The sequence below is a fragment of the Devosia oryzisoli genome, assembly GCF_014837245.1.
In the GTDB taxonomy this organism is placed as follows: domain Bacteria; phylum Pseudomonadota; class Alphaproteobacteria; order Rhizobiales; family Devosiaceae; genus Devosia; species Devosia oryzisoli.
The window spans coordinates 609,257-620,870 of record NZ_JACYFU010000001.1 but is presented as its reverse complement, the minus strand read 5'-3'; the positions used below and the strand labels follow the sequence as shown (position 1 = coordinate 620,870).

16 protein-coding genes are annotated in these 11,614 nt (G+C 62.4%); 2 read left to right on the top strand and 14 right to left on the bottom strand.

From position 1 onward, the window contains the following. Positions 1-35: 35 nt before the first annotated feature. Entirely contained in the window at positions 36-1,457 is a 1,422-nt protein-coding gene (locus IC608_RS03195) for a Do family serine endopeptidase (protein ID WP_191772570.1), read from the bottom strand. A 257-nt stretch (positions 1,458-1,714) separates the two neighbouring features. Here IC608_RS03195 and IC608_RS03190 point away from each other — a divergent pair, with 257 nt between their 5' ends. Both IC608_RS03190 and IC608_RS03185 read left to right on the top strand, forming a co-directional pair. Further along, positions 1,715-2,899: a type III PLP-dependent enzyme domain-containing protein gene (locus tag IC608_RS03190; RefSeq protein ID WP_191772569.1), complete on the top strand. Its 1,185-nt coding sequence runs from the start codon at positions 1,715-1,717 to the stop codon at positions 2,897-2,899. Positions 2,900-2,968: 69 nt separating this feature from the next. Further along, complete coding sequence (locus IC608_RS03185; RefSeq protein WP_191772568.1) at positions 2,969-3,511, top strand: P-loop NTPase family protein; 543 nt, start codon at positions 2,969-2,971, stop codon at positions 3,509-3,511. Between the two features lie 360 nt (positions 3,512-3,871). Here the strand turns inward: IC608_RS03185 and rplQ are convergent, their stop codons facing one another. The 13 genes from rplQ to rpsN form a co-directional block, all read right to left on the bottom strand. Next, on the bottom strand, positions 3,872-4,294 hold the full coding sequence (rplQ, locus tag IC608_RS03180; RefSeq protein ID WP_191772567.1) for a 50S ribosomal protein L17: 423 nt from the start codon (positions 4,292-4,294) through the stop codon (positions 3,872-3,874). 31 nt (positions 4,295-4,325) lie between these two features. Further along, on the bottom strand, positions 4,326-5,345 hold the full coding sequence (locus IC608_RS03175; RefSeq protein ID WP_191772566.1) for a DNA-directed RNA polymerase subunit alpha: 1,020 nt from the start codon (positions 5,343-5,345) through the stop codon (positions 4,326-4,328). Positions 5,346-5,446: 101 nt separating this feature from the next. Next, entirely contained in the window at positions 5,447-5,839 is a 393-nt protein-coding gene (gene rpsK / locus IC608_RS03170) for a 30S ribosomal protein S11 (protein ID WP_086469598.1), read from the bottom strand. Positions 5,840-5,993: 154 nt separating this feature from the next. Further along, the gene (rpsM, locus tag IC608_RS03165; RefSeq protein ID WP_191772565.1) at positions 5,994-6,362 is read right to left on the bottom strand and encodes a 30S ribosomal protein S13; all 369 of its coding nucleotides are present in this window, start codon (positions 6,360-6,362) and stop codon (positions 5,994-5,996) included. Positions 6,363-6,534: 172 nt separating this feature from the next. Then, entirely contained in the window at positions 6,535-7,104 is a 570-nt protein-coding gene (locus IC608_RS03160) for an adenylate kinase (protein WP_191772564.1), read from the bottom strand. Further along, complete coding sequence (gene secY, locus IC608_RS03155) at positions 7,101-8,438, bottom strand: preprotein translocase subunit SecY (protein WP_191772563.1); 1,338 nt, start codon at positions 8,436-8,438, stop codon at positions 7,101-7,103. Before secY ends, IC608_RS03160 begins: the two co-directional genes overlap by 4 nt. Before the next feature lie 228 nt (positions 8,439-8,666). After that, complete coding sequence (gene rplO, locus IC608_RS03150; protein ID WP_191772562.1) at positions 8,667-9,170, bottom strand: 50S ribosomal protein L15; 504 nt, start codon at positions 9,168-9,170, stop codon at positions 8,667-8,669. Positions 9,171-9,182: 12 nt separating this feature from the next. After that, entirely contained in the window at positions 9,183-9,371 is a 189-nt protein-coding gene (rpmD, locus tag IC608_RS03145; protein WP_191772561.1) for a 50S ribosomal protein L30, read from the bottom strand. Positions 9,372-9,392: 21 nt separating this feature from the next. Then, entirely contained in the window at positions 9,393-9,926 is a 534-nt protein-coding gene (rpsE, locus tag IC608_RS03140) for a 30S ribosomal protein S5 (RefSeq protein ID WP_191772560.1), read from the bottom strand. A 21-nt stretch (positions 9,927-9,947) separates the two neighbouring features. Further along, positions 9,948-10,310, bottom strand: a complete 363-nt coding sequence (rplR, locus tag IC608_RS03135; RefSeq protein ID WP_191772559.1) for a 50S ribosomal protein L18 — start codon at positions 10,308-10,310, stop codon at positions 9,948-9,950. Positions 10,311-10,322: 12 nt separating this feature from the next. Then, positions 10,323-10,856 carry a 50S ribosomal protein L6 gene (gene rplF, locus IC608_RS03130; protein WP_191772558.1) on the bottom strand — a complete coding sequence of 178 codons (534 nt, stop codon included), beginning with the start codon at positions 10,854-10,856 and terminating at the stop codon, positions 10,323-10,325. A 37-nt stretch (positions 10,857-10,893) separates the two neighbouring features. Next, positions 10,894-11,292 (bottom strand): 30S ribosomal protein S8, encoded by a 399-nt coding sequence (gene rpsH / locus IC608_RS03125; RefSeq protein ID WP_191772557.1) that lies wholly within the window; start codon positions 11,290-11,292, stop codon positions 10,894-10,896. Between the two features lie 13 nt (positions 11,293-11,305). Beyond that, positions 11,306-11,611 carry a 30S ribosomal protein S14 gene (gene rpsN / locus IC608_RS03120; protein ID WP_191772556.1) on the bottom strand — a complete coding sequence of 102 codons (306 nt, stop codon included), beginning with the start codon at positions 11,609-11,611 and terminating at the stop codon, positions 11,306-11,308. Positions 11,612-11,614: the final 3 nt, after the last annotated feature.

Genomic DNA, 11,614 nt, shown 5'->3' with positions numbered 1-11,614 from the left:
GCCGGTTCTCTAGCAGAACTGCCTGAGGGACGCACCTAGCCACTAACGATGGCGCGACTGATCCGTCCGTCTCTCTGAAGGATGATCTGCCAGGTGCGCACACGTTGCGCAGCAAGGTCCTTGAAGGTGCGGGCGGTGTCGATGGTGACGTCGTTGAGGGCCAGGATGATGTCGTCTACCTGCAGCCCCATGATTTCCGCGGGAGAGCCGGAGGAAACCTCGGTCACGATCACGCCGGAAGTATCGTAGGGAAGGCCCTTTTCTTCGGCCAGAGCAGGATCGACCTGGCGGACAGTGACGCCCGAGAAGCGGGAATTGCCGTCGATGGTTGCCAATGCGTCCGGTCCCGGCGCCGGCGCTGCGGCGACAGTGAAGTCTGTGGTCTGGGTGGTACCGGCTCGCAACCATTCCAACTTCGTGACCTCGCCCAGCGGGCGTGTCGCCAGCCGGAAGTTGAAGGCACTGGGGTCGTCGGTCTTGAACCCATCGACGGAGAGAATGACGTCGCCGGAGCGGAACCCGGCCTTGTCCGCCGGACCACCCGGCGCCACCTCAGTGATCAGCGCGCCATGCGGAGCGCTCATGCCGAGGCTCGCGGCTATGTCGGCGCTGACCGCCTGCATCTTGGCACCGAACCACGGCCGCACGATCTGACCGCCGGTCACCCCGGCTTCGGCCACGAGCTTGGCCATATTGGCGGGGATGGCGAAGCCGATACCCACCGAGCCGCCGGATTGGGAGTAGATGGCCGTGTTGATGCCCACCAGATGGCCATCCATGTCGACCAGCGCGCCGCCCGAATTTCCCGGGTTGATGGCCGCATCGGTCTGGATGAAGAACTCGTAGTTGGAGCTCTCGACGCCGGTGCGCGCGAGGGCCGAAACGATGCCGCTGGTGACCGTCTGCCCGACGCCAAACGGATTGCCGATGGCAAGGACCAGATCGCCCACCTCGAGCCCGTCGCTATCGGCAAAGGTGATGGCAGGGAACGTGGCGTCACCCGGGTCGCGCACCTTGAGGACTGCCAGATCGGTTTGGGCGTCCTGCACCACGACGTCGACGGCAAATTCTCGGCCGTCGCTGAGCGCAATGCGGACGTCGGTGGCGCCTTCGATGACGTGGCGGTTGGTCAGGATGAGGCCGCCGCCATCAACGATCACGCCGGAGCCCAACGCTTTGGATTCGCGCGGGCGGCTCTGGAAATACTGGTCGCCGAAAAAGCGCGAGAAGAACGGATCGTTGGCGAAGGGGGACGTCGCCTGCGCTTCCACGCGTGTCGCATAAACATTGACCACCGAAGGCGAGACCGCCTTCACCACCGGGGCAAAGCTCAGCTTCACCTGCTGGTCCGATTGCGGCACCACAGCGTCCTGCGCCAAAGCGGGAAAAATTAGTGGGAAAGCGAGTGGCAATGAAAGGGCAACAAGGCAAAAGGCGCGACGCAAACGCACAGTCATGGGAGCCTCCGAAGTGGAGCGTTGACGCTCTACCGCGGCCGGGACGACATCGTGGCAGACCGCTGGCTGGCGGCATCAAAAGACCGTCATTGCCGCTTGGTCAAGAACAGGGGAATAATCGTTTGCACAAGAGCACATCGAGCCCTATATGCAGCGCTCGTTCGGATCGCGTTTTCGCCAAGGCACACGGGGGTTTTCCAGCTCAGGCAAACGCATCGCCCTCCCGCCTCCTCGAGCCTTGAAAGGCCTGTTGTCCAATGACCGACGAGCCGAAGACCGTCTACGCCAATACCTCCGCCCTGATCGCGGCGGAAGCGCCGGACTATCCGTCCTTCCTCTTTTCGGAGCGGGAGTTTCATAAGGCGATCAAGGTTTTCCGGAAGGGCTTTGACGGCCTCTTGACCTATGCGGTCAAGTGCAACCCGTCGCCCCACATCATCAAGCAGCTGCACGATGAGGGCCTGACCGCGTTCGACGTCGCCTCCAACACCGAGATGGAGCTGGTGCGCGACTATGCCCCGGGTGCGGTCATGCACTACAACAACCCGATCAAGAACAAGCGCGAGATCGAACGGGCCTACGACGAATTCGGCGTGCGCAGCTTCACCATCGACCATCCGCAGCAGCTCGACCAGCTGGCGGCGGTGGTGTCGCCCAGCCGCGACGTCGAGGTGACGACGCGCTTTAAGGCCGGCAAGGCGCTTAAGTCATACGACTTTGGCATCAAGTTCGGCGTCATGGAACAGGGCGCGGCCGAGATCGTCACGGCCGTGGAAAAGATGGGCTATACGCCCAGCCTCTGCTTCCATGTCGGTTCGCAGTGCGAAGACGCCTATGCTTACGAGCGGCACATAGCGGCAGCGGCGCGAATCGTCGAAGAATCGGGCATCGAGCTCAAACGGCTCAATATCGGCGGTGGCTATCCGGCCCCCTACCCGACCAGCGAAGCGCCGCCGATGAGCCACTACTTCGAGACCATCTCGCAGGCGGTGGGCGACCATTTCGGCAACAAGAACCGGCCGGACCTCATCATCGAGCCGGGCCGCGCGCTCGTCACCTCCTCGACGTCGCTGCTGCTGCGCGTGAAGCACCAGCGCGGCGGCCAGTCGGTCTACGTGAACGATGGCGCCTATGGGGCCCTGATGGAAGTCAAGTTCATGCACTTCACCCCGCCGGTGCGCGTCTGGCGCGGTCCGCGCCTGCATGACAATGACGGCGAATTCAGCGACTTCACCATCTGGGGCCCGACCTGCGACAGCTACGACGTGTTGCCCCAGGTTTTCACCCTGCCCGCCGATATCGACGAGGACGACTGGATCGAATTCGGTCTCATGGGCGCCTACACGCAGGCTTCGCTGACCCCCTTCAACGGCTTTGACCGGCGCGACCAGTATTGGGTGGAAGAGGTCTATACCGGCAAGGACATGGCACCGGCCGAGTGACGGCACACGCTACCGCTATGGCCGTCCCGGTTCGCGCTGGGGCGGCTTTTTTCGTCTTTGGAGGAGAGCATGGAGAGGATACCGCCGCTCGAAGACCTTGGACGCCGGATCGTCATCTTCGGGGCGTCCAACTCCGGGAAGTCCACCCTGGCGGCAGCTATTGCGGCGCGCATCGGGGTACCGCCCGTTCATCTCGACCAGTTGTACCACCAACCCCGCACCAACTGGGTGCCTCGGCCGCGCGAAGAATTCCACGTGCTCCAGCGAGACGCCATGCGCGGCGATGCGTGGGTGATGGACGGAAACTACAGCGCGCTGGTCGAAGAGCGCCTGTCCCGCGCGACCGGCGCGATTGTGCTGGATGATGGGCACTGGCAGCGCACGGGGCGCTATATCGTCCGCACCCTGCTGCAGCGCCGACGTGTCGGCAATCTTGAAGGCAACAAGGACAGCCTGAAGTGGTCCATGTTCCATTGGGTTTTCGTGGCGTCACGGCACCATGGCGAACGGTACCGCGCGATTGTGGATACCACGACCCTGCCGCGCGTCTATTGCCAGTCCCTGCGGGAGGTCAAAGCGCTCTATACGGCGTGGGGCCTGCAAAGGCCGTGACGAGCCGATCTCACGCTTCACCTCGATGGAGTGGGAATGACGAGTGGGTGGGGACAGAGTGACCCTCACCTCTCGATGAAGCAGGGCACTCGCCAATGCGGCCAGCCGACCCCTCGGCGGCCGTCACCACCGGGCTTGTCCCGGTGGTCCATGGCTCCCCGAGATGGATTGCCGGAACACGTCCGGCAATGACGGGCGGGAGTGGCAGTTGACCCTCACCCCTCGATGAAGCGGGGAACTGCCTGTGCGGCCAACCGGCGCCTCCGGGACCGTCACCACCGGGCTTGTCCCGGTGGTCCATGGCTCCAAAACAAAAAAGGCGACCACTAGGGCCGCCTTTTTCCAGTCTATCGACCGATCTTACGCCGCTTCGGCTTCGTCGTCGGTGTACTGCACCGGACCCGAATCCTGGCCCTTCGCGTCGACGTCGCGATCAACGAATTCGATCACGGCCAGCGGCGCGTTGTCGCCATAGCGGAAGCCGGCCTTGAGAATGCGGATGTAGCCGCCCTGACGTTCGGCGTAGCGCGGGCCAAGCACGGCAAAAAGCTTGGCAACCTGGGCCTCGTCGCGGATCTGCGCGATAGCCTGGCGGCGGGCGTGCAGGTCGCCGCGCTTGCCCAGGGTGATGAGCTTCTCGACGATCGGACGCAGGTCCTTAGCCTTGGGAAGCGTGGTAACGATCTGTTCGTGCTTGATCAGCGCTGCAGACATGTTGGCGAACATGGCCTTGCGGTGGGAAGCGGTTCGGCTGAACTTGCGGCCGCGGGAAGCGTGGCGCATGGGTTATCTCCTAAATTCTGGCAGCGCCGGATCAGTAGTGATCTTCGTAGCGCTTGGCGAGGTCATCGATGTTCTCGGGCGGCCAGTTGTTGACGTCCATTCCGAGATGAAGCCCCATCTGTGCCAGGACTTCCTTGATTTCATTAAGCGACTTGCGGCCAAAGTTCGGCGTCCGCAGCATCTCGGCTTCCGTCTTCTGGATCAGGTCGCCAATGTAGACGATGTTGTCGTTCTTGAGGCAGTTTGCCGAACGCACCGAAAGCTCGAGTTCGTCGACCTTCTTGAGCAGCGCCGGGTTGAACGCCAGTTCCGGAACGGAATCCTGCGCCTTCTCCTTGGTGGGCTCTTCGAAGTTCACGAAGACCGACAGCTGATCCTGCAGGATACGCGCAGCATAGGCCACGGCATCTTCCGGCGAGATCGCGCCATTGGTTTCGACGCTAAGGGTCAGCTTGTCCTTGTCGAGGCTTTCGCCCGCACGGGTGGCATCGACCTTGTAGCTGACGCGACGGACCGGCGAGAACAGCGAGTCGACTGGAATGTAGCCGATCGGTGCGTCCTCGGGACGGTTCTTGTCGGCCGGCACATAGCCCTTGCCCGTGTTGACGGTGAACTCGATGTTGATCTCGGCACCATCGTCGAGATGGCAGATTACGAGATCGGGGTTGAGCACTTCGATGTCGCCGGAGACCTTGATGTCGCCAGCGGTCACCGCGGCCGGCCCTTGCTTGGAGAGTGTCAGACGCTTCGGGCCTTCGCCACCCATCTTGATGGCGATTTCCTTGACATTGAGCACGAGGTCGGTGATGTCTTCCCGCACGCCCGGGAGCGACGAGAATTCGTGCAGAATGCCGTCAATCTGGATTGCGGTCACTGCCGCGCCCTGAAGCGACGACAGCAGCACGCGACGCAGCGCATTGCCAAGGGTGAGGCCGTAGCCACGCTCGAGGGGCTCGGCAACCACCGAAGCCACGCGCGCATCATCGCTGCCCGAAACAATCTCCAGTTTGGTCGGCTTGATCAGTTCCTGCCAGTTCCTCTGGATCGTCACGGTATTGTCCTTTCAAAATCGCGGCCATCCACCAGGCCGCTCCGCCGCAAACACAAATGGACCCCCGGCCCCAAAAGGCCGGAGGGCTTCCAATCGTCCTGTTAGACGCGGCGCCGCTTGCGCGGACGGCAACCGTTGTGCGGGATCGACGTGACGTCACGGATGGAGGTGACGTTGAAGCCGGCGGCCTGCAGGGCGCGCAGCGCGGATTCGCGGCCCGAGCCAGGGCCACGCACTTCGACCTCGAGGGTCTTCATGCCGTGTTCCTGCGCCTTCTTGGCAGCGTCTTCCGCAGCCACCTGCGCAGCATAGGGGGTCGACTTACGCGATCCCTTGAACCCCATCACGCCCGAGGAGGACCACGAAATCGTGTTTCCCTGCATGTCGGCGATGGTGATCATGGTGTTGTTGAACGAGGCGTTCACATGGGCGACGCCCGATGTGATGTTCTTGCGCTCCTTGCGGCGGACGCGCGCTACTTCAGCTTTAGCCATTCAAGTCCTCTAGGGGTATCGGCGCTGCCGTAACACCAGCAGCTCCACCACGGACGAAGCGGTTCAAGTCTTTCCGGCAACTCCTCAGAGCCACCAAAAACTTGCCCCGCCACATCCACTTCACATGACCGGCCGCCCGAACGGCGGCACGGAATTACTTCTTCTTGCCGGCGATCGGCTTTGCCGGACCCTTGCGGGTACGGGCATTGGTGTGGGTGCGCTGACCGCGGACCGGCAGGCCGCGGCGGTGGCGCAGGCCACGGTAGTTGCCAAGATCCATCAGGCGCTTGATGTTCATCGCCACGTTGCGGCGCAGATCGCCTTCCACGACATAGTCGCGGTCGATCGCTTCGCGGATCTGGATGACTTCGGCGTCGGTCAGCTCGTTGACGCGGCGCTCGGCGGGAATTCCCACCTTCTCGGTAATGTCCTTGGCGAACTTCTCGCCGATCCCGTGAATATACTGCAGCGCGATAACCACGCGCTTGTTCGTCGGGATGTTGACGCCAGCAATACGAGCCACGTCTGCTCTCCTTCATTCAGCATGCGCCATCACGGCGGATGCCACTAAACAACAAGGGACCGAATTCGACCCCACTCGAGTGGAGAACCGAATCCAGCCCAATAATCCTGAGACTGGTGCGGTTCTTTAAGGATAAGACCCGGCGGAGTCAACAGTCCCCGCCTGATCCTGATTACTTGCCCAGGGCGCCCTTTATGGCCGTGGTCACTTCGCCAACCGGCGCCATGCCGTCGACCGGCTTGAGCATCCCCTTGCCGGCATAGTAGTCGACCAGCGGAGCGGTCTGCTGGGTGTAGACGTCGAGGCGCTTGCGCAGCACCTCCTCATTGTCATCAGCGCGCGCGCCACCGGATTCCTTGGCCCGGTTGACCACGCGCCTGACCAGTTCATCAGCATCGGCCTTGATCTCGATGACGGCATCAAGGGCCATGCCCTTTTCAGCGAGCATCCGGTCCAGAGCCTCGGCTTGAGCGATGGTGCGCGGAAAGCCATCGAGGATGAACCCCGGCTTGCAGTCCGCCTGGTCCAGGCGCTCGGAGACGATGCCGTTGACGATATCGTCGGAGACGAGATCGCCCCGGTCGACGATGGCCTTGGCTTCAAGGCCAAGCGGCGTCTTGGCGGCAATGGCGGCACGCAGGATGTCGCCGGTCGAGAGCTGGGGGATGCCATAGGCGTCCACCAGAATTTTGGCCTGTGTGCCCTTCCCCGCCCCCGGGGGTCCCAACAGGATCAGTCTCATCGACGCTTGCCTCCACCAAGACGGGATTTCTTGAGCAGCCCCTCATATTGCTGGGCCACGAGGTGGCTCTGAATCTGGCTGACCGTGTCCAGGGTCACGGTGACCATGATCAGGAGCGAGGTGCCGCCGAGGAAGTGGCTGATCGCGAGTTGGCTGAACATCACTTCCGGGATCAAGGCTACGACGGTGAGGTAAATGGCGCCAACCACGGTAATGCGGGTCAGCACGTAGTCGATGTACTGCGCGGTCCGCTCACCCGGGCGGATACCGGGGATGAACCCGCCAGAGCGCTTCAGGTTGTCTGCCGTCTCCTGCGGATTGAACACGATGGCCGTGTAGAAAAAGGAGAAGAAGATGATCAGCGCGGCAAACAGAACGAGGTAGAGCGGCTGCCCGCGGCCGAGCAGAGCCGTAACCGTTGTCAGCCAGCCCGGCGCATCGCCCTGCGCCGCAAACGAGGCGATGGTGGCCGGCAGCAGCAGCAGCGACGAGCCGAAGATCACCGGGATCACGCCCGAGGTATTAAGCTTGAGCGGCAGGTGCGAGCTGTCCCCCTGGAACATCTTGTTGCCGACCTGGCGCTTCGGATACTGAATCAGCAACCGGCGCTGCGCGCGTTCAAAGAACACGATGACCGCGATGGCAATCAACGCCATCAGCAGCATGCTTGCCGCAACAAAGCCCGAGATCGCACCCGTCCGGCTGAGCTCAAGTGTCTGTGCGATGGTGGACGGCAGGTTGGCCACGATGCCGGCAAAGATGATGAGCGAAATACCGTTTCCGACGCCACGCGAGGTGATCTGCTCGCCCAGCCACATCAGGAACATCGTGCCCCCCACAAGGGTGATGACGGTGGAGATGCGGAAGAACCAGCCTGGATTGAGGACAACGCCCTGGCTGCTTTCGAGCCCGACGGCAATGCCATAGGCCTGGATGGCGCAGAACACGACGGCCAGATAGCGCGTGTACTGGTTCATCTTCCGCCGGCCGGATTCGCCCTCCTTCTTGAGGGCCTCGAGGCGCGGAGACGCCGTCGCGATGACCTGCACCACGATGGATGCGGTAATGTAGGGAATAAGATTGAGCGCGAACACGGCCATGCGCGCCACGGCACCACCGGAGAACATGTTGAACATGCCGATGATGCCCTGCTGGCTCTGCTCGAACGTGGCGCGGAACGCGTCAGGATCGATGCCCGGAACAGGGATAAACGTCCCCAGACGATACACAAGCAGCGCTCCGAGGGTGAACCAGATGCGCTGCTGAAGGGCTTTCGCCTTGGAGAATGTCGAGAAACTGAGATTGCGAGCAAGCTGCTCGGCTGCGGACGCCATACTTCGCTCCCTAGAGCCGTGTGCGATTCGACGGGATCAAATCGGTGACCCTAAAACTTTGTTGTCGCAAGGCTCTCGCGGAAAACCGCTGCGCTATTTCCGCGCCCTGCCCTTGTGGCCGTAAGCCAGAGGCGCTCGGAGCGCCCAAGGAGCATATAGGACAGCAACCCCGGCGCAACAAACCAAAAAACGCTCCCGACCAGAAAGACCGGGAGCGCGAAGCCAAACTTACTTGCTGGCGTGAGGGGTCTTCTTCCAGGTCTCTTTGACCGGGATCAGATCAACCTTACCACCGGCGCCTTCGATGGCAGCGGCGGCACCCTTGGTCACATAGTCCACCTTGAAGGTGACCTTCTTGGCCGTGAAGCCTTCAGAACCGATCAGGCGGACGCCATCCTTGGGACGACGGATCACACCGGCAGCGACGAGCGCCGCGGCATCCACGACACCCTTGGCGTCCAGCTTGCCGCTATCGATGTAGGCCTGGATACGGTCGATGCGGACTTCGTTGAAATCCTTCGGATTCCAGGCGTTGAAGCCGCGCTTCGGCATACGCATGTGAAGGGGCATCTGGCCGCCTTCAAAGCCGTTGATGGCGACACCGGCGCGGGCTGTCTGGCCCTTGCCGCCGCGGCCACCGGTCTTGCCGACACCCGAACCGATACCACGGCCCACGCGAACGCGGGTCTTGGAGGAGCCGGGGTTGTCGCGGAGTTCGTTCAAACGGGTCATTGTATAACTCCCTTACTCGCCGACGACGCGGACGAGGTGCGGGACCTTGTTGATCATGCCACGGACTTCGGGCGTATCAACCAGCTCGCGCTGCTTGTTCATCTTGTTGAGCCCGAGCCCGATCAGGGTCGCGCGCTGGCTCTTTTCACGGCGGATCGGGGAGCCGATCTGCTGCACGACGATGGTCTTGTTCTTGGCCATTGTACTTCTCCGTGCCTGCTATCAGGCTTCGACAGCAGCCTCGCCGCGGCGAGCCTGCAGTTCGGAAACCTTGAGGCCGCGACGGGCAGCCACCGAACGGGGGCTGTCGACGCGCTTGAGAGCGTCGAAGGTGGCGCGAACCATGTTGTAGGGGTTTGCAGTGCCCTGCGACTTGGCAACGATGTCGTTGATGCCCAGCGTCTCGAACACGGCACGCATCGGACCACCGGCAATGATGCCGGTACCCGGCACGGCAGCGCGCAGGATTACCTTGCCGGCGCCGTGACGACCGGTCACGTCATGGTGCAGCGTGCGTGCGTCACGCAGCGGCACGCGGATCATCTGGCGCTTGGCCTGTTCGGTTGCCTTGCGGATCGCCTCGGGAACTTCACGGGCCTTGCCGTGACCGAAACCGACGCGGCCCTTCTGGTCGCCGACAACGACGAGCGCAGCAAAACCGAAGCGACGGCCGCCCTTGACCACCTTAGCCACACGGTTGATGTGGACCAGGCGATCGACGAATTCGCTTTCGCGTTCTTGAACGTCTCTGCTCATAATTCTTCTTCCTCGCCGTGGTTAGAACTGCAGGCCGCCCTCGCGGGCAGCGTCTGCAAGGGCCTTTACACGGCCGTGATAGAGATAGCTGCCGCGATCGAACACGACCTCGCCGACACCAGCCTTGGTGCCGCGCTCGGCGATCAGCTTGCCGACGGCCGATGCCGCTTCAGCCGTACCACCGTTCTTGAGCGAACCACGCAGGTCCTTCTCGAGGGTCGACGCTGCAGCCAGGGTGCGCCCGGTGCTGTCATCGATGATCTGGGCGTAGATATTCTTGTCCGAGCGGAAAACGCTGAGACGAGGGCGACCGAAGGCACGAGCCTTGAGCGCCTTGCGGACGCGCGCCTTGCGCCGATCCGCACCTTTTGCCGAAATAGCCATTGCCGGCGCTCCTTACTTCTTCTTGCCTTCTTTGCGATACACGGTCTCGTTCGCGTACCGCACACCCTTGCCCTTGTAGGGCTCGGGCGGACGCCAGCCGCGGATTTCCGCCGCAACCTGACCAACCTGCTGCTTGTCGATGCCAGTCACGACGATCTCCGTCGGAGCCGGAACCGCGAGGGTGATGCCCTCGGGAGCGGGATACACCACTTCGTGGCTGAAACCGAGCGAGAGCTTGACGTCCTTGCCCTGCATGGCGGCGCGGTAACCCACGCCCTGGATCGCCAGACGCTTCTCGAAACCGTTGCTCACCCCGGTGACCATGTTCTGGATCAGCGCGCGGGTGGTGCCCCAGGCTGCACGAGCCTCACGGGTGTCGTTGGCGGGGGTGACGACGATGCCGTCCGAACCCTGCTCGACGTTCACGATATCCATGAGGGGGAGGCTCAGCTCGCCCTTCGGGCCCTTAGCCGACACGGTACGACCATTGATCGCAACCGTGACGCCGTTCACCGGGGCCACCGGTTTCTTGCCAGTACGTGACATAATGTCTTCCTTGAGTAATCGTCTTGCCGTGTCGTCCTTAGAAGACGCGGCAGAGTACCTCGCCACCCACATTGGCGGCCTTGGCTTCGTGGTCGGCCATCACACCCTTGGGGGTGGACAGGATCGACACGCCGAGGCCGTTGGCAACCTGCGGGATATTCTTCACCGACGCATAGACGCGGCGGCCGGGACGGGAAACGCGCTCGATGGTGCGGATCACGCCTTCATTATCCGAGTACTTGAGTTCGATTTCGTACTCGGCAGCACCGTTCTCGAACTTGGTCTCCGAATAGCCGCGGATGAAACCCTCGGACTGGAGAACGTCCAGCACACGGCCGCGAAGGGTCGAGGCCGGGGTCGAGACGGTGTTCTTGCGACGCTGCTGGGCGTTGCGGATGCGGGTCAGCATATCGCCGATGGGATCGGAAAAGCTCATCTGATGTTTCTCCTTACCAGCTCGACTTCACCAGACCCGGGATCTGGCCCAGGTTGCCCAGCTGACGCAGGGCGATGCGGCTCATCTTGAGCTTGCGATAGTAACCACGCGGGCGGCCCGATACTTCGCAACGGTTGCGAATGCGAACCTTGGCCGAGTTGCGCGGCAGTTCAGCCAGCTTGAGGCTGGCCTTGAAACGCTCCTCGATGGGAGTGTCCTGGTTCTTGACAGTTGCCTTGAGCGCGGCGCGCTTGTCGGCATACTGCTTTGCCAGGGCGGTGCGCTTCTTGTTCTTTTCGATGGAGCTGGTCTTTGCCATGTC